18 protein-coding genes and 1 pseudogene are annotated in these 23,761 nt (G+C 43.1%); 11 read left to right on the top strand and 8 right to left on the bottom strand.

Annotated features, from left to right (window positions below; all coding sequences use genetic code 11):
• Positions 1–51 precede the first annotated feature (51 nt).
• The 3 genes and pseudogenes from RM049_RS22880 to RM049_RS22870 all read left to right on the top strand — a co-directional run.
• A pseudogene (locus tag RM049_RS22880) lies at positions 52–528 on the top strand (glutathione-dependent formaldehyde dehydrogenase); the annotation flags it as partial.
• A 54-nt stretch (positions 529–582) separates the two neighbouring features.
• Complete coding sequence (locus tag RM049_RS22875) at positions 583–1,146, top strand: type 1 glutamine amidotransferase domain-containing protein (RefSeq protein WP_322705793.1); 564 nt, start codon at positions 583–585, stop codon at positions 1,144–1,146.
• Positions 1,147–1,176: 30 nt separating this feature from the next.
• On the top strand, positions 1,177–2,016 hold the full coding sequence (locus RM049_RS22870) for an aldo/keto reductase (protein WP_322705792.1): 840 nt from the start codon (positions 1,177–1,179) through the stop codon (positions 2,014–2,016).
• Positions 2,017–2,432: 416 nt separating this feature from the next.
• Here the strand turns inward: RM049_RS22870 and RM049_RS22865 are convergent, their stop codons facing one another.
• On the bottom strand, positions 2,433–2,573 hold the full coding sequence (locus tag RM049_RS22865; RefSeq protein WP_322705791.1) for a hypothetical protein: 141 nt from the start codon (positions 2,571–2,573) through the stop codon (positions 2,433–2,435).
• A 51-nt stretch (positions 2,574–2,624) separates the two neighbouring features.
• On the opposite strand from RM049_RS22865, the gene RM049_RS22860 reads away from it, so the two are divergent.
• Together RM049_RS22860 and RM049_RS22855 are read left to right on the top strand one after the other, a co-directional pair.
• Positions 2,625–2,813: a hypothetical protein gene (locus RM049_RS22860; protein ID WP_322671938.1), complete on the top strand. Its 189-nt coding sequence runs from the start codon at positions 2,625–2,627 to the stop codon at positions 2,811–2,813.
• Between the two features lie 80 nt (positions 2,814–2,893).
• Positions 2,894–3,922 (top strand): glycosyltransferase family 4 protein, encoded by a 1,029-nt coding sequence (locus RM049_RS22855; RefSeq protein ID WP_322705790.1) that lies wholly within the window; start codon positions 2,894–2,896, stop codon positions 3,920–3,922.
• A gap of 604 nt (positions 3,923–4,526) precedes the next feature.
• Here RM049_RS22855 and RM049_RS22850 read toward each other — a convergent pair.
• The 7 genes from RM049_RS22850 to RM049_RS22820 all read right to left on the bottom strand — a co-directional run bounded on the left by RM049_RS22850 (position 4,527) and on the right by RM049_RS22820 (position 11,380).
• Positions 4,527–4,799, bottom strand: coding sequence for an SDR family NAD(P)-dependent oxidoreductase (locus tag RM049_RS22850; protein ID WP_322705789.1), 273 nt, complete (start codon positions 4,797–4,799; stop codon positions 4,527–4,529).
• A 24-nt stretch (positions 4,800–4,823) separates the two neighbouring features.
• Positions 4,824–5,645, bottom strand: a complete 822-nt coding sequence (locus RM049_RS22845; RefSeq protein WP_322685550.1) for an NADPH-dependent oxidoreductase — start codon at positions 5,643–5,645, stop codon at positions 4,824–4,826.
• Positions 5,646–5,746: 101 nt separating this feature from the next.
• Positions 5,747–6,865 (bottom strand): sulfonate ABC transporter substrate-binding protein, encoded by a 1,119-nt coding sequence (locus RM049_RS22840; RefSeq protein WP_322705788.1) that lies wholly within the window; start codon positions 6,863–6,865, stop codon positions 5,747–5,749.
• Positions 6,866–7,135: 270 nt separating this feature from the next.
• Positions 7,136–7,897 carry a class II aldolase/adducin family protein gene (locus RM049_RS22835; RefSeq protein WP_322666378.1) on the bottom strand — a complete coding sequence of 254 codons (762 nt, stop codon included), beginning with the start codon at positions 7,895–7,897 and terminating at the stop codon, positions 7,136–7,138.
• The gene (locus RM049_RS22830) at positions 7,881–8,555 is read right to left on the bottom strand and encodes a cysteine dioxygenase family protein (protein WP_322705787.1); all 675 of its coding nucleotides are present in this window, start codon (positions 8,553–8,555) and stop codon (positions 7,881–7,883) included. Before RM049_RS22830 ends, RM049_RS22835 begins: the two co-directional genes overlap by 17 nt.
• Positions 8,556–8,630: 75 nt before the next feature.
• The gene (locus RM049_RS22825; RefSeq protein WP_322666382.1) at positions 8,631–8,837 is read right to left on the bottom strand and encodes an RRXRR domain-containing protein; all 207 of its coding nucleotides are present in this window, start codon (positions 8,835–8,837) and stop codon (positions 8,631–8,633) included.
• Positions 8,838–9,430: 593 nt separating this feature from the next.
• Positions 9,431–11,380 (bottom strand): RluA family pseudouridine synthase, encoded by a 1,950-nt coding sequence (locus RM049_RS22820; protein ID WP_322705786.1) that lies wholly within the window; start codon positions 11,378–11,380, stop codon positions 9,431–9,433.
• Between the two features lie 722 nt (positions 11,381–12,102).
• Between RM049_RS22820 and RM049_RS22815 the strand changes: the two genes are divergently transcribed.
• From RM049_RS22815 to RM049_RS22790, 6 genes are all read left to right on the top strand, one after another.
• Positions 12,103–13,956 (top strand): response regulator, encoded by a 1,854-nt coding sequence (locus RM049_RS22815; RefSeq protein ID WP_322705785.1) that lies wholly within the window; start codon positions 12,103–12,105, stop codon positions 13,954–13,956.
• Complete coding sequence (locus RM049_RS22810; RefSeq protein WP_322705784.1) at positions 13,953–16,508, top strand: ATP-binding protein; 2,556 nt, start codon at positions 13,953–13,955, stop codon at positions 16,506–16,508. The genes RM049_RS22815 and RM049_RS22810 overlap by 4 nt, the downstream gene beginning before the upstream one ends.
• Positions 16,509–16,590: 82 nt before the next feature.
• Positions 16,591–16,968 (top strand): response regulator, encoded by a 378-nt coding sequence (locus tag RM049_RS22805; protein WP_322685559.1) that lies wholly within the window; start codon positions 16,591–16,593, stop codon positions 16,966–16,968.
• A 230-nt stretch (positions 16,969–17,198) separates the two neighbouring features.
• A complete protein-coding gene (locus tag RM049_RS22800; protein WP_322671950.1) occupies positions 17,199–17,606 on the top strand; it encodes a response regulator in 408 nt (135 codons plus the stop codon).
• 399 nt (positions 17,607–18,005) lie between these two features.
• Positions 18,006–21,728, top strand: coding sequence for a diguanylate cyclase domain-containing protein (locus RM049_RS22795; protein WP_322705783.1), 3,723 nt, complete (start codon positions 18,006–18,008; stop codon positions 21,726–21,728).
• A 1,000-nt stretch (positions 21,729–22,728) separates the two neighbouring features.
• On the top strand, positions 22,729–23,451 hold the full coding sequence (locus tag RM049_RS22790; protein ID WP_322705782.1) for a carbonic anhydrase: 723 nt from the start codon (positions 22,729–22,731) through the stop codon (positions 23,449–23,451).
• Positions 23,452–23,761 lie beyond the last annotated feature (310 nt).

The following is a 23,761-nucleotide window of genomic DNA, read 5'->3' as shown; positions in this document are numbered from 1 at the left end:
TATTTCTTCAGTCTAACTTAGTTTGTGGTTCAATTACCTGAAAATAGCTGTAACTATGAGGAAGTTGATGTTGGTGAAGCCCTCAAAGATATGACCGGTGGGCGCGGTCCAGATGCTTGCATGGATGCAGTGGGAATGGAAGCCCACGGTACGGGCCCTGATGCGTTTTACGACCAGGTAAAGCAAGCCGTGCGTATGGAAACCGACCGACCCACTGCCCTAAGGCAAGTGATTGTTGCCTGTCGCAAAGGTGGCACTGTTTCAATTCCTGGTGTTTACGGCGGCTTTGTAGACAAGATACCGATGGGTGCTGCCATGAACAAAGCCTTAACATTTAAAACGGGACAAACGCACGTTCATAGGTACTTGCGCCCGTTACTCGATCGTGTCCAAAATGGCGATATCGACCCATCTTTTGTAATCACCCATCGTCTGCCGCTAGAACAAGCACCGCACGGCTACGAAATTTTCAAGCACAAGAAGGACAACTGTATCAAGATCGTGCTCAAGCCAGGTCAGGCTGCCTAAAACCCCACAAGAACACGAAAAAACCAAGTCTAGCCAATACTTTAGGAGGTAGAGATGACAGAAGAACTCACAAATAAGAAAGTTGCCATTCTGGTTACAGATGGCTTTGAGCAAGTTGAAATGGCTCAACCAAAGCTTGCCCTTGAGTCAGCAGGTGCTCAAACCCACATCATTTCACCTAAGAGCGATCGCGTTCAGGGCTGGAACCATTTTGACAAAGGGGATTTTTTCTCGGTAGATGTCCCCCTCGATCGAGTAAATCCAGCCGACTATGATGCCCTCCTGCTTCCCGGTGGTGTTGCCAATCCAGATCAACTTCGGACTAAAGCTAAGGCGATCGAGTTTATAAAGTCCTTCTTCGATGCTGACAAGCCGGTAGCAGTGATCTGCCACGGACCTTGGACTCTGATCGAGGCAGATGTGGTGCGCGGACGGCAGATCACCTCGTGGCCGTCGCTCAAGACCGATCTCCAGAACGCAGGTGCCCAGTGGGTAGATCGGGAAGTTGTAGTTGATAGCAACCTCGTGTCGAGCCGCAAGCCAGACGACATCCCAGCCTTCAACCGGGAAATGATCGAGCTGTTCAGCCATGCAGGGCAGGTACGTCAGACAGTGTGAGGACTCGGAGCGTTAATCAGGAGAACAGCTATGGAACAGCATCGATTTGGTTCCACGCAGCGCGAGGTGGCAGCGATCGGTCAAGGAACCTGGTACATCGATAACGGTGACCGCGCCTCTGCGATCGCCGCTTTGCGCCAAGGACTCGATCTCGGCATGACCCACATCGATACGGCAGAGATGTACGGCAGCGCCGAGGAGGTGGTCGCCGAGGCGATCGCTGGACGACGCGATCGGGTTTTCCTGGTTTCCAAGGTTCTTCCTGGAAATGCTTCTCGGAGAGGGACGATCGTAGCCTGTGAGAAATCCCTCGCTCGACTTCATACCGATCGGCTGGACTCTTATCTGTTGCACTGGCGCGGTCAACACCCACTGGAGGAGACGATCGCTGCCTTCGAGCAGCTTCAGCACGAGGGGAAAATTCTCTGCTGGGGCGTGAGCAACTTCGATGTGCCTGACCTTGAAGCAGTCCAGAAGATCGCTGGCGAGGGTTCTCTCGTCTGCAATCAAGTCCTTTACCATTTGAGAGAGAGAGCGATCGAACACGCTGTGATCCCCTGGTGTGAGAAGCATGGGGTCGCCGTAGTCGCATACAGCCCGTTCGGTCATGGGGATTTTCCCAGCTCGCGCACAACCGCAGGTCGCGTACTACAGGAAATCGCCGTCGCCCATAACGCCACCCCTCGCCAAGTCACGCTCCGATTTCTGGTGCGGCATTCCTCGCTCTTCGCAATCCCCAAAGCATCCAACCCCGAACACGCCGCTGAAAACGCGGGAGCCGGGGAACTCAATCTGACCCAAACCGAACTCGATCGAATCGACGCAGCCTTCCCGACCGGATCTCGTCCCCGCGTGCTTCCCATGCTGTAAGCCTGATTGGCTCGCCTGCGGGCTGCCTGCCGATGAATTGAAGGCACCGCGCTGATGGAGAAGACTTCCGAGCTTTTTGCCTAGCCGCCCACCATTGAGGAGGTTGACATCGTTAGCTAGTCAAGCTTCCTTGATGGGGGAGTTTACCTATTTCTCCCTTGCCTATCTCTTGTAAAGCTGCATCTAATCTATCAACTGCGTTCGCGTAGCGTGCCGGAGGCATTCGCTTTTCCTACCCAAGTAGGAATTGACTGTTGCCAGCCGTTCTGCTGAGTAACAATTGGCCCAGCGATGTATTGAACAATTTCACGACTTGCTCCTGCTAGATCGAGTAGGCTGGCTGTTACAGCTTTGTTAATCCCTTGGCTGGTTGGTAACTGAAATATCTAAAAGTCATTCACCACAGTACTTTCAGGCTATCTTGCCTCTGGTAACAGCTTTGCTATATCTATGCCATCAAAGTTGTACTCAAACCATAAGGCAGGAGAAAAGACACGGAGAGTATTAATCATCACTAACTTTGCTTCTGTTAAAAATGTTGTAATTCTCTTAACCAAATAAATCAGCCCATCACATAACATCTTGAAAGAGATAGATTAAATACCATTGTGTCTATCATCAAAATTTACTCTGTGGTTGGCATTCAAAGCTTTACTTTAGTTGTGTTTAACACACAGAGATATTTCTGGGAGTTTCGGTTAGTTAGTGCTGATGGCGCAGTATTTGGTGAACAAAGACTGTACTATACCCCCCAAGCAGCAGCAGAAGCCGGCCGGAAGTGTATGCAACTTGACTAGTAATGAACTGAGTTACTTTAAAACCCTTTTTAAAAGAAAGACCTTCTTGAAATTCTAGTCTTAAGTTTTTAGGAGTTTCTATGCGGATTGCTCAAATTGCTCCTCTTTGGGAGAGAGTTCCACCTCTTGGTTATGGTGGAACAGAATTAGTTGTAGGCTTATTGACCGATGAATTAGTTAGGCGAGGGCATGAAGTAACGCTATTTGCATCGGGAGATTCAATAACTTTGGCAAAGCTGCAATCAGTTCATCCTTATGCTTTGAGACTAGATTCAAGCATCAAAGAGTGTAACATCTATGAAATGTTGGAACTGGCTTTGGTATATGAGCAAGCAGAAACCTTTGACATAATTCATTCACATATAGGCTGTAGTGCGTTGCCCTATGCGAATTTAGTAAAGACACCGACAGTTACCACATTACATGGTATCTTTACCCCTGATAACGAAAAGATGTTTCAATATGCCAAAAACCAGCCCTATGTAAGTATTTCCAATTCCCAACGTGAATCTAGGTTAGGGTTGAATTATGTAGCAACTGTCTACAATGGTATTGATATCAGTAGTCATAAGTTTCATCCTCAGCCCGACGAACCACCTTATCTGGCTTTTTTGGGAAGAATTGCAGCAGAAAAGGGAACGCACTTAGCAATACAGATTGCAAAAGAGGCTGGTTGGCGTTTAAAGATGGCAGGTAAGGTAGATGTCGTTGATGTGGAGTATTTTGAGCGAGAAATTCAACCCTTAATTGATGGTCAGCAAATTCAGTATTTGGGTGAAGCTAACCATGTTCAAAAGAATGCTTTGATGGGGGGTGCAGTAGCAACTTTATTTACGATTACTTGGCGAGAACCATTTGGTTTGGTAATGACAGAATCAATGGCAGCAGGAACACCAGTCATCGCCATGAATTTGGGTTCAGTTCCCGAAGTAATTGTCCACGGAAAAACTGGCTTCATATGTAACAGCATTTCTGAATGTGTTAATGCCGTTAACAAAGTGGCAGAACTAGATCGTTATGCTTGTCGTAAGCATGTCGAGAATTGTTTTAGTGTGCCAAAAATGGTAGATGGCTATGAAGCAGTTTATCAACCTGACTTTTCCCGTTAAGTCTTGAAAAGCTTACTAGCAAAGGATTTAAGTAACAGCACAGCATATACGGGACAGTAAGAGAAATCAGGTGCTAAAGGTGACGAGCAATGCTGGACTGGTGGGAGAAAAATTTTGCAACCTGTGAGTTGAGCAATTACCTACAATTACAGCAAACAACCCTAACAACGTTTTTGCTTTTGGTACTTCCTTGTGCGATTACATCATCATTGGTAATTCCCCACGTTAACTTACGTCTAGTTTTTAAATAAACTCATCTTTTAACATTTATTATTCAATCAGAGGAGCAATACTATTAATCATCACTAACTTTGCTTCTGTTAAAAATGTTGTAATTCTCTTAACCAAATAAATCAGCCCATCACATAACATCTTGAAAGAGATAGATTAAATACCATTGTGTCTATCATCAAAATTTACTCTGTGGTTGGCATTCAAAGCTTTACTTTAGTTGTGTTTAACACACAGAGATATTTCTGGGAGTTTCGGTTAGTTAGTGCTGATGGCGCAGTATTTGGTGAACAAAGACTGTACTATACCCCCAAGCAGCAGCAGAAGCCGGCCGGAAGTGTATTCAACTTGACTAGTAATGAACCCAGGCTCTTCAAGATATACAGGATACATATTTATGATTTGTATATTTTATTTTCTGGAATTCCCTTACACGTTCAATATCTTTTTGACTAGTAACGTCCGCACGCAGAGATAGCACTTCTGTACCTGTTTCGCTTTCAATCTCCGCAGCAGTTTTGTGAATTAACTCACTGCGGGCGCAGATGGCAACTTTTGCACCCTCACGGGCAAATTGCCTGGCTGTAGCTTTGCCCAAACCTTTACTAGCAGCTGTTACTAAGGCGACTTTGCCACGGAGTTGCAAATTTATAATCTTGATTCTTCTTGTTTACAACAATTTAAAGCCAAGGTTATTGAGAGCTTCACGCAAGCGATCGCGTCCTCTCAATGATTCTACAGTGGCGATGCGTTGGGCTGAGTGTTCTGACCAATCGCCGGCAACATTCATCTTTTGTTCAGTATAGAATTCTTTGATGATGTCGTTGTAGTGAGCGATCGCTTCTTCTTGTTCTGCCAATTTATAAGTTTCACGATGCAGCACAGCTGACTGGGGCAACCTTGGTTTAATCGCCGCTTCTACTTCCGGATTCGGATAGCCCACACACAGCCCAAATACAGCATACACAGAGGACGGCAAATTCAATATCTGTGCTACCTCTTGCGGGTGGTTGCGAATTCCACCGATATAGACAGTTCCTAAACCAAGTGACTCAGCTGCAACTGCGGCATTTTGCGCCGCCAACGTTGCATCGATTGTCGCCATCACAAACATTTCCAAATATTCCAGCGCATCATGAGATATGCCGCGACTGTCAGCAACATGACTTAGACGCGCCAAATCTGCTAACCAAACCAAGAATAAAGGAACCTGCTTAATATGTGCTTGGTTTCCCGCCAGCTTGGATAACTCCTCTTTGCGCTGTCGATCTTCGACTGCTACCACACTCCAGGTTTGCAAATTCGAGGAAGTAGATGCAGATTGGGCGGCTGCAATTAGCAATTCCAGAGTTCCCGGTGGTAAAGGATCGGCTAGATAAGACCGAATTGAACGGTGAGATAGTAGTGCTGTTAGCGAATCATTCCATGCAATTTCGGGATTGAAGGGAATTTCACCGTAGCGCGATCGCAGTAGTTCTGTAGGATTAGTCATAATCAATTCCAAGATTTACATTTTCAAATTTGCTACTAATACCAATTTCATCTGTAGGTGCATACATCTCTATGCCCCTACAGCCGATTCATTGTACTAGTTTAAGTTTTTGGTGAGAAAGCAGCATATTCTTCTTTTGTCAACATTGCATCCTTCACATTTATTTCTTTGGGAATTAATTTTAATTTGTAATATGTATCTGCAACACCTTGTTGTAGATTTATCAAATTGTCGTCAATTGGTACAATCCCAAAAGTCCGCCTGTTAGTTGCTTTTTTCATCGTTTCTAAATCAATTCCTAACACAGGTGCGAGAGTTTTTGCTACTTCTTCTCGATTCTGTTTAGACCATTCTTCGAGATTTTTAATTTCCTCCACTATTGCCTTGACAGTTTGGGTATTTTCAGTGACAAATTTGCGACTCATCAAATAATATCCTCCCTGTTTATTAATTCCTGTGCCATCAATCAGGACTCTAGCTTTAGTTGCCTCTTCAGCGGCTGCATAAAATGGGTCCCAAATTACCCAAGCATCTACACTCCCTTTCACAAATGCAGCACGAGCATCAGCCGGAGCCAAATATTTAGGTTCAATATCTGTATATTTTAATCCGGCTTTTTCTAAAGCTAGGACTAACAATAAATGGGCACTAGAACCTTTTTGAAAGGCAACTCTTTTGCCCTTCAAGTCAGTAACTTTTTGAATTTGCGAATTTTGAGGAACAAGAATTGCTGAACCAGCCGGACTAGCAGCAGTACCAACAACATAAGTTAGTGATGCTCCCGCAGCTTGGGCAAATATTGGCGGTGATTCTCCCACAGGCCCAATGTCAATACTACCCACATTCATCGCTTCTAGTAATTGTGGCCCCGCTTGAAATTCAGTCCACTTTACAGTTATTCCTTCTGGCGCTAAACGCTTTTCTAAAACACCCTTAGTTCTTAGCAAAATGGTCGATTTTTGATAACCAAATCTGACTACTGTTGCTTTACTGGAAGTAGAATTACCCTGAGATGTGGCACTGGGATTAGGGACATTAACAGTCGGTGTCGATGAACAAGCAGCAAATAGCAAGCTCAGACAAAGACCTGTAACAAAAGCCCCTACTGTTGGCAAAGGAGAAGAAAAGAATAATTTATGCTGGTTGTTAAAGGGGATATTCCTGAATTTTATCAACGATATCCACTTGGCAATAAAACGGCGAAAGATTTGGTTAATCATCAAAATGATTTCTCTGAGCTATATGAATACTATAAACTTATAGGTTTACCGGAGTATATAAATAAATTTAGCTTCAATTGACAATAAATAACTGGGAGGCGGAGTCGGAACTACTCCGCTCAGTTCAGTTACCCTGCTCTTAAGTAAGCTACAGTCGGGGTTTAAATCTCCTTATGTAACTCTCTTCTCTACGAGATGCGGCGCGAATAATTTTGAATTTTGAATTTTGAATTTTGAATTGTTAATATCCCAATGCCGAAAAACACAGCACTAATTTAGTAAATCGGGTTCTTCGCGCACAATCCGATCGTAAAGCGGCTGGAAACTGAACCACCCACTTACATGTGACCCTACTTGAGTTTGTGTTAAACGGGCTGTTTCGTGTTTGATAGTAGTGGGTCTACCCGCAGCCTCTGCCAGCAGTTGGCCTTGGCACGATCGCTCTAAGCTAATGTACCAAAAGGCAGCTTCATCGACTGTATGTCCCACAGTTAAAATACTATGGTTACGTAGGATTATGGCTTTCTTTGGCCCCAAGGCTTGCGCCAATCGCTGACCTTCAGAAGTTTCTAAAACCACACCTGTAAAATCGTCAAACAGGGCATGGTCTTCGTAAAAAGCACAAGAATCTTGAGTCAAGGGGTCAAGGAGACGCCCCAAACTAGACCAGGCTTTACCATAAAGTGAATGGGCGTGAGCCGCGGCGATGACATCAGGTCGAGCTTCATGAATCTGAGAATGGATGGCGAAAGCAGCTTGGTTTACATCAGCATCGCCTTTAACCACTTCACCATCTTTGTTAACTAGAATCAGGTCAGAAACTCGGATATGACCGAAGTATGCCCCGAATGGATTGACCCAGAAATGGTCTGTAAACTCAGGATCGCGAGCCGTAATATGGCCTGCGATTCCCTCACTGAAGCCAAACTTACCAAACAAGCGAAAGGCGGCGGCGAGACGTTGCTTGCGGTGCAGGCGTTCGTCTTCAACTCGCTCGAAAACTGGGGGTTTTGGTCTAATGTAATTGGCCATGTGCTTTTTCCTCCTCTTGTTTACAGGGAGCGTTGGAATATCCAGAGCGAAAGGATTTGACGCTGTGAGATGCTGGGATGAACTGGTGACGCAAGACGCAACCAGTATCATTACCCAAGGTATGAATCGATACAGATGCGCTCTGGGATGTGGTTTTGACGGCGTGGATATCACCATCTGGTGGTAAGAGGCGGTAGATATCCCCTGGTTGAAGCGATCGCACTTCAGTTACTTGTAATTGTGCGTGCCCTTCTACATCACTGTTATCTATACGGCGATAGACTGTTTCTTCTTGATCGCCCTTGTATAAACCAATCAATCCCCAGGCTAGATGATCGTGGACGGGAGTCGTGGAACCTGGGGGAATCACCAAACTGAATACTGACAGCGAACGGTCTTTAGCGCGATAAAGCAGCCATTGACCAATACCGCCACCCATCCGGCTTTCGGGATTGACTTGGGCAAACTCTTGGGGTAGCCATTCCTGTTGAGCAAGGATTTCTTGAAAATAGGGTTCTAGTCTGGCGAGAGTTTGTGTGCGATCGTTAACAGTGCTAGCGCTAATTTCTTGCACTGTTGCTACAAAGGATCGTAGTTCCTGGCTCTCAATAAACCATTGGTCTTCTGGTAACGGTTCTAAAATAGTATGGTTCGTCATCTATATTCCTCTGTTAAGGAGGCGACTAAGATTAACTAATTCGTAATTCGTAATTCGTAATTCGTAATTCGTAATTTAATTACGATTTATTTTAATACCAGGATGAATCTTAAAGCCAAGTTGCTCAAGTTTTAGATGAGAAAGGGACTCCTTCAGAATGATAGTAAAAGGATATCGCTGAAATACAGTAGCTTTACCTTGTGACAATAGCAGCCTAGCATGGCTGATGCGTACTGGATATAACGGTTGTTTGTTGGCATCGAGAATGAATACTTTAGTCATACAAGTTTGAATTTTAGATTTGCGATCGCCAGATTGGGAATTGGGGACTGGACACAAGAGGCAGAGGTGGGGAGGTGTATGGGGGAAAACTTACTGCAACTTCTCCTCGGTTACAGAGCGTAGCCTTTGGCGTGGTCACTGAGCGTAGTCGAAGTGCAGCCTCTTGTAGAGAAGTGCTGCTCCCCTGCTCCTTTTATAAGAAGATAAGAATGAGAGTCTATAAGTTAACTCCAGCACTCTCGTCTTTACCTTTCATTTAGGGATTTCCAAGAAATCAATCATCCAATTTTGTGGGGTGTTCCACAATCATTTGTATTTGGATATTTTTATTAGGAAGCCTCTTAGCAGTTATATTAATTTTTGTAAGTACTATAAGTCGGTCGGATAACCGTTGAATTAACTACAAGCAGAAAATTATCACATACAAATTTAAAAAGCAATAGGCTAGCTGTTAGGGGAGACAAAGCGTAGCTTTGGCGCGGTGGGTGCAATGACTGTGGGAATCATAACTAATTACCCGGACTTGATATAAAACGGGTAACAGACTTAGCTTCTGTACCTCACCAACTTGAAATATGCTGTAATATAATCCGTCAGAAGGGCATAATTGATTGTAAATGCAAGGTTTTTTCTAACTGCGGATGCTTGAAGCGAAGCTCTCTGGCGTGCAGATGTAACCGACTAGTAACTGCACGGCATCCATAAAGGCGATCGCCTAAAATAGTTATCCCAAGTCCTCGCGCATCAGCTGCATGAACCCTTAACTGATGAGTGCGTCCTGTTAGTGGCGTAAATTCTACGCGGGTGTAGTCTCCTTCTCTCGCTATTATTTGGAAGTGTGTCAAGCTGGGTTTACCGTGCTGCCAATCAACTTTTTGCTGAGGGCGATTTTCAGGATCTCCCCATAATGGCAGTTCAATTTTACCTTGCTCAATTGTCAAAACACCGGAAAGTATAGCTTCATAAACCTTGTGAACCTGGCGTAGCTGAAACTGCTGGCTGAGTTGCCGATGGGTTTGGCGATCGCGTGCTAACAACAAAATCCCGGAAGTTTCCTGATCTAGGCGATGCACAGATATAAGCGCCATACCATCAGGTAACAAATGACGTAAGCGACTCAAAACACTATCTTGGCGATCGCGATAACGCCCAGGTACTGAAAGTAATCCAGCAGGTTTATTTACAGCAATCAGCCATTCATCTTCATAAATAATCGGTAAAGTGACTTCTGTGTACACACATCTTGGTAATGAAGCGCAAACCTCGGATTTACCCCCCTTAATCCCCCCTTGCAAAGGGGGGAGATTAAAGATCCGGTTCCCTCCCCTTTGCAAGGGGAGGGTTAGGGTGGGGTAAAAGTGACGCAAAAACCCAGATGAGTAAGCTATTTCAGACTTGTGTGTACACTGTAGCCCGATGCCTTGGGGGAAATATCCGGTTCCCGGTTCTCCCCCAAGGCATCGGGGAGTTAGAGGGGGTGAGAAGGACTTGTGTATACACGGTAGCCTATCAGAAGAGAGGCTTCTTTTTTCCCTAGCAGGGAGGGAAGGTTTCAAGCCTGAGAGCAAAAACCCCATCAATGGCTGACATCGCTCGGCACAGGCTCCATAAAACTCTCCTGGAATTTTATCTTGATTTGCGGAAGATTCACCCCACCAAAATTCTGCCATCGCTAGGGGTTTGAGATTATGTGTTGCCGCATAATGAAGCAGCTTTGGGGCACAACAGTCTCCTGTGCCAGTGGGAGAACCTCCTGGCATCAATTCTTGCAATGATTGCGATCGCCCGGAAAAATTAGTCAGGCTGTAGCTAGCGTGCATTTGAGCTTGCAATTGACAAGAAAGTGCTTTGCGCCGTTGTTTCAGTTCGCTAATTCGCGCATCCGTCGCTGCAATTAATTGCTGGAGAGGCTGTAATACAGCATTTTGCTGGCGTTTAAGTTGTCGTCGCTCAATTCCCTGTTGACGGCTCTCTTCATCGAGTTGTTCAAGGGCAATGGTAAGTGCTTCGGCAGTGAGTGTATTGCAGATTTGCTGACGTTTTTCCTGTCGTTGATGTTTGCAATAGCGATGGCGATCGCTCATTGCTTGTAACTGCTGCTCAAAGTCATTAAACAAGATTTCATACTGCTGGCGTTCGGTTAGTTGCTTCAAGGTAATAATTTCTTGCTTAATCGCGTCCAACTGTGCCAAAGTACGGCCTTCCTCGAAAGCAACTTCATCTCGTCCCGGAATTGGCGGCACCCAGCCCTCAACCACACTGCGACTATTCAAAAGACCAGAAAAAGCTTTTAGTACCCGTTGTTCGCCATTAGGCAGTTCAATCAATAGGATTCCATACATCTTCCCTTCACGAGAATAACAGTCATTGTTGGCAAGATGTTGCATTAGTCCGTGGGCGATCGCTTCGGACATTGAAGTGCGGGGTAATTTTAGGCGATCGCCACTTTGCGGACAACGCCCTTCGTACCAATAGCTACAAGATGAGTTGGCGATCGCAAAATCGCAGTCGATGAAATCTGAAAGTGCGTGCAGAACTACCATACAAAGTATGATTGCAAATCTAGCCGATCCTCTTAATATATATAGCGTTTATGGCATTGTGGGGAAAAGGGTAAGGGGTAAAGGGTAAAGGTATGGAATTTTCCCTTCCCTTTTAACCTTTCCCCAACCGGAAAGCAAAAATTACAAAAGCCAATAATCTATTGTGTTGAGTGCTTTTGGCAATTTGGCATCCAAAGTTTTTCTGTTGCAGTTTTAATTTATATATCAACAGGGTTACAGGGACATTGAGAAAATTCTACAAGGGATCGATTCCCGTCTCAAAATCCCACCCAATGGCCAGTTGTTGACGTTCGCGTTCTCCCAACCACCTTAAGGTGTATGCAGCGCCAGCGCCACCGCTTCATTACAACTGGCTAGAAATCAAACAGAAAATATATAGTACTAATGCACTGACACAGATATGAGTCGAAATATGTCAGACTGCAAAATCTATCTAAATTAACGTGAGTTCGACAGGCCTCTCCCGGACAGCCTCCCTCTCCTTTAAGGATAACGAGTAAGGAGGGTTTTTGCTCCCCTCTCCTGGTAGGTAGGAGAGGGGCGGGGGAGAGGTCAAAATAGCACCCGTCGAACTCACATTAAATTAACTTGTTGTATTGTTTGTAACAATATATTAAAATTACATTAAAAAAGTTTGACCGCGCAGAGAGTGTGCCCTGCGATCGCGAAGGTGTCATCAGCATCTTCTTTTGATACAACTTATGAAAATTTTGTTGGTAGAGGATGACGTATTACTGAGTACAGCACTCTTCGAGTTGTTGAGTGCAAATCATTATACTATCGACATTGCAAGCAATGGACAAGCTGGATTAGAACTAGCGCTATCGACTGAATATGAGTTGATTTTGCTAGACTGGCTAATTCCAAAACTGGATGGAATTACCTTGTGTCGGCAATTGCGAAAGCAAGGCTACCGTAAATCTATTCTGTTATTAACAGGGAAAAATTCTAATGCAGATATTGTGGCGGGGTTAGATGCCGGAGCAGATGATTACGTCATCAAACCCTTCGACCCAGAAGCATTACTAGCCAGAATTCGCTCTTTATTACGACGCAATGGGGCGATATCATCATCTATTTTAACCTGGGGAAATCTTTGTTTAGATCCAAGTGCCGGCAGAGTAATTTGTAACGATCGGGAAATTCTCCTCACAGCTACAGAATACAAACTGCTGGAGTTGTTTTTGCAAAACCCAGACCGGATCTTTAGTCGTGCAGTGATTCTAGATCGGCTTTGGGGATTTGGGGATGCACCGACTGAAAATGCAGTTACGACTCATATTAAAGACTTGCGCAAGAAACTGAAAACAGCAGGTATAGCAGAAGAACTTCTAGAAACGGTATATGGCATGGGCTATCGGATCAAGCCTGTACCTAATCGCCCCATGTCTGTTGGGGAAAATAATCAACATGGAAAGAAGAAACCCAGCCCCAAAGATATGACTTCTGTAAATCGTGTGTTGGAGCGATTTCGTAATTCCTTTGTTGGACAAGTTGCAGTGCTAGAGCAAGCAAAAACTGCACTCTTGGCAGGAAATTTAAATGAAGATTTACAGCAGAATGCATTGCGTGAAGCTCATAAGCTAGCAGGTTCAATGGGGTCGTTCGGTTATCCAGAGGGTTCTCGGCTCGGACGGAAAATAGAACATTTGCTGCTTGAAGATTCCTTGCTATCTCCAGAGCAAATCTCTAATTTCTCGCAACTGGTAACAGCATTACAGCAAGAGTTAACTAAGCCTGCTGTCACTTCCACTGCTCCAAGCGTTTTGATGAAGCAAACTCATCGGCTGTTAGTAATCGATAATGATCCTATGCTGACAAAGCAGTTGCAAGCAGAAGCCGATTCATGGAGAATCAGGATGAAGGTTGCACCAAACTTAGCAACCGCCCGATCGCTTTTTTCCTTAAAAACTCCTGACGCAGTTTTACTGGATTTGAGTTTTACAACAGTAGAGGAAGACGGATTAATATTATTGAGCGAGATAGTAGAGCGATCGCCAAATATCCCAGTAATTGTTTTTACAGGACGAGATACCCTAGCAGAGCGACTGAAAGTATCGCGTTTAGGAGCTAGACAATTTTTGCATAAACCGGCGACAACCGAGGAGATTTTTCAGGCGATCGCTCGTGTCTTACCTCAACCTCAAACTTCCGAAGCCAAAGTTTTAATCGTAGACGACGATCCTGTAATGCTAGCTGGATTATCGGCGTTGTTAACTCCTTGGGGGCTGGAAGTAATCACCCTCTCCCAATCACAACAATTTTGGAAAGTGCTGATTGCAACATCTCCTGATTTGGTGGTGCTAGATTTAGAAATGCCGATAGTGAACGGATTAGAATTGTGTAAAGTCGTGCGCCAGGATGCCCAGTGGGGAGATTTACCGATTTTAGTAGTTACAGCCCATACCGAAGCAGAATTTCTTCAGCAAGCTTTTGCAGCCGGAGCTGATGATTTTATCAGCAAGCCAGTGCTAGGGCCAGAACTTGTGACACGGGTACTGAGCCGCATTCAAAGAACTCGTTGGCGCTCTCAGCCAAGGAGAAGTAAAGCATGATGAGAAATTATCAGCGATTATTCGCCTACGGTGTGGCTATTGGCTCAACTGCGATCGCCCTGCTGCTGTCACTCTGGTTAGAACCGCTGATTTCCCGAACCATTGGTGCTTTTTTCTATATAGCTATTATCGTCAGTACTTCGTATGGTGGCTTTAAACCAGGAATTGTTACAGTTGTCCTTTCCACACTGGCAATTGATTATTACTTGATTCCCCCTCGATATCAACTGGCGATTAATCAACCAGGAGATATATTACGGCTAGGTCTTTTCCTCCTAGTTGCCTCGATCGTTAACCTGGTGACAGGCAATCTTCAGTACAGCAGACGGAAGATTCAACAACTCAATCAACAATTGTCTCAAGAAAACGCCGAGCAACTGCGGATAGCTCTTGACGAACGCAAACAAGCACAAGAAACGCTGCAACAGCAATTTGAGCAACAGCGCCTAGTGATGGAGATGACCCAGCGTATCCGGCGATCGCTGAATTTACAAGATATCTTGCAAACTACTGTCGATGAAGTGCGGCAATTTCTGGAGTGCGATCGCGTCACTATCTTCCAATTTTATCCAGGTTGGGGAGGAACGATTGTGATTGAGTCTGTTGCACCGGACTGCATGGCTCTTTTACCACTCCAGATTTATGACGCTTGCATTGGTGAAGAGAACGTCGAACCCTTTAAACAAGGCTTAGTCACTGCCAAAACTGATATTTATACTGCTGGAATTAGTCCCTGTCATGTTGAATTTTTGGAAAGTCTCCAAGTGAGGGCAAATCTGGTCGTTCCTGTTTCCGTAGGAGATGAATTGTGGGGATTATTAGCAGCTCATCAATGTAAGGCTCCTCGTGAGTGGCAATCAAGAGAAATTTCTCTGTTACGGCAGTTGGGAGCGCAGGTAAGCATTGCTATCCAGCAAGCAGCTTTGGTCAAACAGTTACAAACAGAACTAACAGAGCGCAAACAGGCAGAAATTGACCTACAACAACTGAATACTGAACTTGAGCAACGGGTGCAAGAACGCACTGCCCAACTGACAGAGACGAACGATCGCCTGCGAAAAACAGTTATAGAGCAGCAACAAACCCAACTCACACTTTTAGAACAGACGCAAATGCTGGAGCTTCAGGCTGTAATCACCCGAAATATGGGGGAAGGCATTTGCTTAGTAAGAATTGATAATGCAATCATTGTCTATGCCAATCCGAAATTTGAGCAGATGTTTGGCTATGATTCTGGCGAACTCAACGGTCAACACGTTTCGATTGCGAACTGTGTCACCAAATCAGTAACTACTAAAAATGTAAATCAAGCCACTTTGTCTGCCGTTTTACAAAATACTGAAGCCACCTACGAAGTTCAGAATCTTAAAAAAGATGGTACGCCATTTTGGTGTAGTGTGACGGCTTCGGTATTCAGACATCCCGACTACAGCGACGTTCTGGTTGCGGTTCACCAAGATATCACCGAACGCAAACGCATCGAAGATGCTTTACGCCACAGCGAAGAAAAATTTCGTCAGCTGGCAGAAAACATCCAAGCAGTATTTTGGATGACCGATATTCAAAATCAGCAAGTTCTATATGTGAGCAATGCATACCAAACCATCTGGCAAAAAAATTGTGAGGACTTGTATCACAACTATTCAAATTGGTTAGATGCAATTCACCCAGAAGATCGCCAGGGCGTCGAAATTGAACTCATTGAACAGATGAAAGCAGGGCAATACGATAAAAAATATCGCATTATCCGCCCTGATGGTTCAATCCGTTGGATTCGCGATCGCGCATTTCCGATCAAAAATGAATTAGGCGAGGTAGTTCGGATTGCTGGGATTGCCGAAGATATCACTGAACTAGAGCAGATTAATTCGATCAAGAGTGAGTTTATTGGCATCGTTAGTCACGAACTTCGCACTCCCTTAACTGCAATTCGCGCAGCATTGGGTTTACTACAAACTGGTATCTACGACAAAAAACCAGATAAATTTAAGCGGATGATTGAAATTGCAGCCATCGACAGCGATCGCTTAGTGCGTCTTGTCAACGATATTCTCGATTTGGAACGCTTAGAATCGGATCGAGCTGTCTTAGAAAAAACCATCTGCAATGCAGCTGATTTAATTCAACAAGCAGTAGCAGGACTGCAAGCGATCGCCAATCAGCATAATATTACTTTTAAGATCCATCCTACCAATGCTCAAGTTTGGGCGGCGGCTGATGCTATTGTGCAAACACTCACCAATTTGTTAGGTAATGCGATTAAATTCTCGCCTGCCGATTCTACTATTACCCTCAGTGTCCAACAGCAAACAGACTGCGTACTATTCCAAATAACGGATCGAGGACGAGGTATTCCAGCAGATAAGTTAGAAGCAATCTTTGGAAGATTTCAGCAAGTAGATGCCTCTGATTCTCGCACCAAAGGCGGCACAGGCTTGGGATTGGCAATCTGTCGTAGTATTATTGATCGGCACGGTGGGCAAATCTGGGCTGAAAGCACTCTTGGTGTTGGCAGCACGTTTTTCTTCACTCTGCCATTGCCGGGGAATTAGGCAGGGGAGAAATCAATTCAAAATTCAAAATTCAAAATTCAAAATTGAAGATTCAATCCCCATACTCAATGACAAATGACAAATGACAAAAAAATTGTTAATTGTAGATGATGAAGAACGAATCCGCGAATTAGTGCAAGCTTGTTTAGAAGACTTAGGAGGATGGGACACCCTGACAGCTGCATCAGGGTCAGAAGGATTAAAAATCGCCCAGACAGAACCTATTGATGCCATTCTACTTGATGTTTCTATGCCTGACATGGATGGCTTTGCAGTCTACGAAAAACTTCAGGCAAATTCAGAAACCGAAGCTATACCAGTGATTTTGTTAACAGCGAAAGTCCAAGGGAGCGATCGCGCCCGTTTCGCCCAGATGGGAATTGCTGGGATTATCACCAAACCTTTTGAACCCACCTCTATTTGCAACGAAGTTAGTGAGATTCTGGGGTGGGACGATTAATAATTAAGTTTAGTAACAAAATCTATATCTTTATTAGTTTTTTATTTTTGTAATGTATTTTTTTGGTTACAGATAAAAACCTTTTATAGCACAAGTCTTGGTGCTTAGGACATCAACAGACGATAAGACTTAGACACACACAAAAAGGCTTTTCACCCAGTCCCCAGTCCCCAGTCCCCAGTCCCCAGTCCCTTGCTATATCTGTAACCAAAAAAGGTATATGAAATCAAATGAATATGCTAAAGGAGGTAAATATAATCGGCAAAACGATATTGCTCATTGATGATGAACTGCATGTCCGTGAGATAGTAAAATTTTGCCTCCAAGATTTAGCTGGTTGGAATGTGGTGACAGCAGATTCTCCATTAGAAGGATTGCAGAATGCAGTACACTATACTCCTGATGCGATTGTATTAGATATCTCAATCCGCGATTTGGCTAGTTTTGAATTTATGAATAAACTAAGAAATCATCCAGAAACTCAAGCTATTCCTGTAGTGTTGCTCAGTGCGAAAGCGCGATGGTTGGATTCGCAAATTTTGCGACAGTATCAAGTTGCAGGTGTAATTCTCAAACCCTTTAATCCAGTTACCCTCCCGTCTCAAGTTGCTCAATTGCTGGGTTGGGATTTTACTTGACTAAAAGATTAAACAAGAATGGGTAAAACATCCGTAAGAAGTCAGAATTAAGAAGACTTTGATACCTAAACTTAATAAGTTTAATAAAATCAAGAAGTTATTACCAATAATAGCAATCTTAAATTATTAGTAAAAAATAAAATCGCTAAAACACTTATAGATACTTTTTTTCTGCCTATATATTTTCTCACGTTTCAATTTGGATTGCTACAGCGGATTTTAAAGAAAGTAAAGTACGCAACGATTCGTCTCAAAGCCAGGTATAAAGCCTGTTTTACTTCTGAATTCTGCTGTATATCAAGTTTAAGCTTAAATTTAACTTAACGTTTTAGGTAATTTGGAATAAAATTAAATACCAGAGAAAAATCTTACATCTAACTAAGTGCATATACATAGATTATGACTATGCTGTTCAATCGTCTATCGGGTTCTGAAATTGATTTAAAGCAAATCCTCGATCGAATTAGGATGCTGGCCGATCAAATTCATCAGTCACTTAAAATGAGTGAAATTCTCAAGATTATTGTCAGCGAAGTTAGAACAACATTAGAAAGCGATCGCGCCATTATCTATCGTTTTTTGCCGGATGGAGATGGAGTCATCGTAGAAGAGTCTGTAAGTAATGGATGGAAACCGATTCTAGGGCAATTAATTTACGATCGTTGCTTCAATGCGATATGGGTAGAGCGATATCGAGATGGAAGCGTTAGTGTCATTGAAGACATTCATACTACAAACCTTGACCCTTGTTACAAAAAACTATTAACAGACTTGCAGATTCGAGCTAATTTAGTAGTACCAATTTTAGTCAATAATCAAGAACTTGATGGAGTTTCTAGTACATATCCTTATTTATGGGGCTTAGTAATTGCTCACCAGTGCAGTGGTTCGCGTCAATGGAGTTCTTTAGAAATTGAGTATTTCCAACTGATAGCCGCAGAACTAGGAATCGCTCTTGGGGAAGCAGAACGCCATCGGCAAAAGGCTACATCCTGCCAAAAACTAACGCTGCAACTGAATCAAAACCTGAAAAATTTGACAGTTCAGCCAAAGTTAAAATCAATCAAAAGAACTCTGTATCAGAATTTTAGAGGTTCCATTATCACAAGAACAGCATTGCCAAAGAATATATCAGTTGCAGACTTGATTGCATTTGACCGATTACAAACTCCAGTTTGGATTTATGATATTCAAAACTTGCAGATGTGGTGGGCGAATCAATCCGCTGTGCATATTTGGAATGCTCAAAGTCGAGAAGAATTGCTCAGTCGCAACTTCAGTGATGTTTCCCAGTCTACTCACACTCGAATGCAAAGCTATTTGCAAGAATTTCAGCAAGGGAAAACCATCACTGAAAACTGGACATTTTACCCAGAAGGAAAACCTGTTTCTCTGTGCTGTATCTTTTCTGGGATTCAAATTGAAGAAGGGCGAATGGCGATGCTGGTTGAAGGATCGACAGAAATTATCAATCAGATCGATCGAGAAACACTCAGATCGATTGAAGCCCTACGTCACACCAGAGTAATGATCTCGCTTTACACGATCGATGGTGTACCTTTGATGCAAAATCCGGCAGCCCTTCGCTGTTATCGGGATACCCTGTACCCTAACTCGTCAGCTGAGAATATTTTCCTGAGTCACTTTGTTGACAAGAGTGTTGGACAACAAGCTATGAAAGCGATTAATTGCGGTGAGGCGTTCAGCATAGAGGCTCAGGTGTTTACTACTGAGGGAATTCAATGGCATGGGATCGATATACGATGCACCCGCGATCCAGTAACAGGTAACTCCATCATCCTCGTCAACGAAAACAATATTACCAAGCAACAAGCTGCACTACAAGAATACCAGCGTACAGAATCAGAATTGCGCTGGCGGGAAGCTTTGCTGCGTTCTATGACTGAAACTTCTTTGCTGGGATTTTTTGTTGTTGACAATCGTACCGATGAAATACTCTATTTCAATCAGCACTTCTGTAAAATTTGGGGCATCGAACATCTAGAAGACCAAATGCGTTTGGGTGCTTTAAAAAATAATGACATCATTCCTAATTGTATATCTTCAATTGTCGATGCATCGGCATTTGTTGAATCTTATAAACCGTTGCAATCTGAAGAAAATCGTTGCACGATTGAGGATGAAATTTTATTTGTCGATGGGCGAACGATTCGCCGCTTTTCTAGTCAAATTCGGGATACTCAGGATCGATACTTTGGGCGGTTATACATTTTTGAAGACATCACCCCTCGTAAACAAATCGAAGCCGCACTCAAAACCAGTGAAGAAAGATGGCAGTATGCTTTGGAAGGAAATGGCGACGCAGTTTGGGATTTGAATGCTGAAACTAACGAAGTCTTTTTTTCCCGGCGATGGAAAGAAATGTTAGGGTTTGCAGAGCATGAAGTTGGAAATACCCTCAGTGAATGGGAACAGCGGGTTCACTCCGATGATAAAGCGAGGGTTTACGAGGAGGTTAGCAAGCATTTGTCCGGTGAAACCCAACAATATGTCAGTGAATATCGGATTAAGTGCAAGGATGGAACCTACAAGTGGATTTTAGATCGGGGTCAAGTTTCGAGTCGCGCCAAGAATGGTTTTCCCCTAAGGATGCTAGGAACTCATACTGATATTACTGAACGCAAGCGTATGGAAGAAGCGCTGCGAGAAAGCGAACAACGCTATCGTTCCGTAATTACAGCGATGGCAGAAGGTATTGTCCTACAGCAATCCGATGGACGCATTACCACCTGTAATGACAGTGCCGAAAGAATTTTAGGGTTAACAGCCGATCAAATGATGGGGCGAACTTCCATCGCGTTGCTATGGCGAGCGATTCATGAAGATGGTACTTCTTTTCCAGGTGAAACTCACCCTGCTGTTGTCACCTTACGCACCGGACAACCCCAATTTAACGTGATTATGGGCGTTCATAAACCTGATGGCAGTTTGACTTGGATTTCAATCAATTCTCAGCCACTGTTTGAATCGGATGAATCAAAACCATCTGCGGTGGTGACATCATTTACAGATATCACAGACCGCAAACAGGCACAAATTGCCCTGCAACAGCAAACAGAACGGGAACGTATGGTTTATGCGATCGCTCAACATATCCGTAGGTCTTTAGACTTGGATGAAATCTTAAACACAACTGTTGCTGAAGTTCGACATTTTCTGCAAACCGATCGCGTCATCATCTATCGCTTTAACCGTGATTGGAGTGGTGTGATTGTCACGGAGTCTATAACAGCAGGTTGGCAATCGATTTTGAATATGGAAATTACAGACAGCTATTTTGTCAATATACAGGGACAGTCTTATCCAGAAAGTACGCTCAGAGTTACTCCAGACATCTACACCGCCGGATTTGCCCCTTGTCATGTAGAGTTATTGGAAAAGTTGCAAGTCAGAGCCAAGCTGGTTGTACCAATTTTACAGGGCGATCGCCTTTGGGGTCTTTTGGTTGCTCATCATTGCAGCGCCCCGCGTCAGTGGCAATCTTGGGCAAGCGAACTGCTTCAGCAATTGGCAACACAGGTAGCGATCGCTATTCAGCAATCAGAACTTTATCAACAATTGCAGCGTGCCAACCAGCAGCTTGAAAATATGGTAATGGTAGATGAATTAACTCAAATCGCCAATCGCCGATGTTTTGATATTAAGCTTAATTCTACCTGGCAATATCTTTTACGAGAACAAGGTTTTCTCTCACTACTTTTATGCGACATTGATTATTTTAAACAATATAACGATACTTATGGTCATACGACCGGAGATGATTGTTTGCGCTTTATTGCCCAAGCTTTCAAACAAAATGTCAAACGTTCTAGAGATTTAGCTGCTCGTTATGGTGGAGAAGAGTTTGTTGTCATCTTGCCTAACACTGCTAGTGATGGGGCTTTTCACGTTGCCCAAGAAATTCATAAAGCTATCCAACAGCTAAATATTCCCCACGCGGCATCGCCTGTGATGCACCACGTCACTTTGAGTATCGGAATTGCTACAGTGATTCCGACACCCAGTATGGTTCCTTTAGATTTGATTGAGGCAGCAGATCAAGCCCTTTATCAAGCCAAAGCAAACGGGCGTAATCGTTCTTGTATAAATAGACTGTCTTAGCTCGACTTTATCCAAAATTAAGAACTTGCTTATCTTGATACGGCAAAAACCCTAGCTTTTTGGCAAAAACTTTTTCCATGTCACTGATTATCGGTTAAATCTAAAAAGTAAAACTACCGTCCCACAAAGGTTTCAGTGTCAGGTTTTGGGTTTCGTAAAAATGGATAAAGTCGAGCTTAGAGAGTGAGTGATCCCTGCGGTTCTTGCGATCCTACGCTAATCAAGTAATTGTTAATATTTTCTAAAGTTTTTTAACTACTATCATTTCTTTATTAGTTCTTTATTTTCTGTTTATAAATTAAAGCTGTTGGTAGTTAAGCCAAGAGCAAACTACTTATTTGTGTTTAATTTTTTTAATAAAACAACAATTTTATGACAAACTGCCCTTGCTGTTCCAACCAAATGCTTCGTCACATTCGTTTACAAGAAACCTACTGGTTCTGCCGCCACTGCTGGCAAGAGATGCCTAACCTGAGTTTAGATAAAAGTACTTTAAATTTGACTAGAAAAAACACACTATTAGCCAAAGAACCAATTTCAGTCAACCACAAATTTTTGAAAATGAACGTCAGAACAGAGCTTTGTGTTTGAATGAATCAAGAAGCAAATACCAAACGAGCTACACTATCGCTTTTAGAGGATGTTTGAAAAGTTTAATTTCCAATACTTTTCAAACATCCTCTAAAATAGTTTGACTAATAGGTTGAAAGATAATATCCCTATATTTACAGAATATTTTAAGTAATGTCTCTCCAAAAACCTTTTAAAAAACTTATATTTTTATTAATTGTTAGAATTTAGAAAAGAAGCGATAAAGCGGCTATAATGACTCTCTTATATCGCTTGTTAATCTGCTTTCATTGCTAAACCAGATGGGATTCTAACCACTCGAAATCACGCGAATATTAAATGACTCTTAAACCGTGTAATCAAGTACTCTTGCATCTTAATTAAGTCTGATATCTTCTTGGGAACAGCTTTATTGTTGTCAGGTAGATTGATGAGTCGAATTAATGGATTTGTCGGGCGACGTAATTTCTTGAAATTCGCCAGTGTTGTAGGTATTGCAGCTACTACTTTTGGTGATAGCTTTTGGAATACAGAGCAAACTGCTGTTGCTGATATTCACCCAGTTAACCCTAATTCAATCAGTCCAAATGAAGCCATCAAACGCTTGCTTGATGGTAATCAAAGATTTATCCATCAAAAACGTCAATATCCCGATCAATCACTAGAACACCTGCGATTAGTTGCGAAAGCTCAGTATCCCTTTGCCGCCATATTGGGCTGTGCAGATTCTAGAGTACCCGCAGAAATTGTCTTCGATCGAGGACTTGGAGATTTATTTGTCGTGCGAGTTGCTGGTAATGTTGTTAGTGACACGGTTATAGGTAGTCTGGAATATTCTACAGCAGTATTGGGTTCGCAGTTGATTATGGTTTTGGGTCATAGAAGATGTGGTGCAGTAGCAGAAGCAATCAAAAACGAACCACTTCCGGGCAGAATTGGTTTGATTATTGAAGGTATCAAACCATCTGTAGAAAGGGTAAAGTTCAGAACTGGCGATAATATGCAAGATGCAGTTATAGCCAACATTCAATACCAAACTGAAAAATTGCAAGAAAGCTCAACTATTTTAGCTAAATTGCTTCGTGAAGGTAAACTAAAAATTGTTGGTGCTTGTTACGATATTGATACTGGTAAAGTCAACATTCTTACTTGAATATCTCCCACATTTCCAGTGTAGGATTCTTACACTATATTAGTGTATTGCAATTCATTAAAATCCCTATTAGAAATTGAAATAAATCTAGTTGATTTTGAGAAATTGCCATTTCCTATTGCAATTCATCAAAATCCTTATATATAAAGATTGTTTTGCTCCTACCTCTTACATATCTCTCAGTAGATATAGCAATCTGATTTGATTTCTGAATTAATTGTAGGGACTAGGGACTGGGGACTGGGGACTGGGGACTGGGAAGAAGGAATAAAGCTGTACTGAGTTTTTTTCAAAAATCAAATATGAGTCC

Origin of the sequence: Nostoc sp. DedQUE04 (assembly GCF_034530995.1) — a bacterium.
Taxonomy (GTDB): domain Bacteria; phylum Cyanobacteriota; class Cyanobacteriia; order Cyanobacteriales; family Nostocaceae; genus Nostoc.
Note: the sequence above shows the minus strand (reverse complement) of the source record. Positions and strands in the feature narration are given on the sequence as shown.

Excerpts from the sequence above, each read along its gene's own strand:
- RM049_RS22825 (WP_322666382.1), bottom strand. The coding sequence starts at position 8,837 with ATGACTAAAGTATTCATTCTCGATGCCAACAAACAACCGTTATATCCA.
- RM049_RS22845 (WP_322685550.1), bottom strand. The coding sequence starts at position 5,645 with ATGACTAATCCTACAGAACTACTGCGATCGCGCTACGGTGAAATTCCC.
- RM049_RS22870 (WP_322705792.1), top strand. The coding sequence starts at position 1,177 with ATGGAACAGCATCGATTTGGTTCCACGCAGCGCGAGGTGGCAGCGATC.
- RM049_RS22855 (WP_322705790.1), top strand. The coding sequence starts at position 2,894 with ATGCGGATTGCTCAAATTGCTCCTCTTTGGGAGAGAGTTCCACCTCTT.
- RM049_RS22795 (WP_322705783.1), top strand. The coding sequence starts at position 18,006 with ATGACTATGCTGTTCAATCGTCTATCGGGTTCTGAAATTGATTTAAAG.
- RM049_RS22875 (WP_322705793.1), top strand. The coding sequence starts at position 583 with ATGACAGAAGAACTCACAAATAAGAAAGTTGCCATTCTGGTTACAGAT.
- RM049_RS22805 (WP_322685559.1), top strand. The coding sequence starts at position 16,591 with ATGACAAAAAAATTGTTAATTGTAGATGATGAAGAACGAATCCGCGAA.
- RM049_RS22835 (WP_322666378.1), bottom strand. The coding sequence starts at position 7,897 with ATGGCCAATTACATTAGACCAAAACCCCCAGTTTTCGAGCGAGTTGAA.
- RM049_RS22800 (WP_322671950.1), top strand. The coding sequence starts at position 17,199 with ATGAATATGCTAAAGGAGGTAAATATAATCGGCAAAACGATATTGCTC.
- RM049_RS22815 (WP_322705785.1), top strand. The coding sequence starts at position 12,103 with ATGAAAATTTTGTTGGTAGAGGATGACGTATTACTGAGTACAGCACTC.
- RM049_RS22840 (WP_322705788.1), bottom strand. The coding sequence starts at position 6,865 with ATGATTAACCAAATCTTTCGCCGTTTTATTGCCAAGTGGATATCGTTG.
- RM049_RS22790 (WP_322705782.1), top strand. The coding sequence starts at position 22,729 with ATGAGTCGAATTAATGGATTTGTCGGGCGACGTAATTTCTTGAAATTC.
- RM049_RS22820 (WP_322705786.1), bottom strand. The coding sequence starts at position 11,380 with ATGGTAGTTCTGCACGCACTTTCAGATTTCATCGACTGCGATTTTGCG.
- RM049_RS22810 (WP_322705784.1), top strand. The coding sequence starts at position 13,953 with ATGATGAGAAATTATCAGCGATTATTCGCCTACGGTGTGGCTATTGGC.
- RM049_RS22830 (WP_322705787.1), bottom strand. The coding sequence starts at position 8,555 with ATGACGAACCATACTATTTTAGAACCGTTACCAGAAGACCAATGGTTT.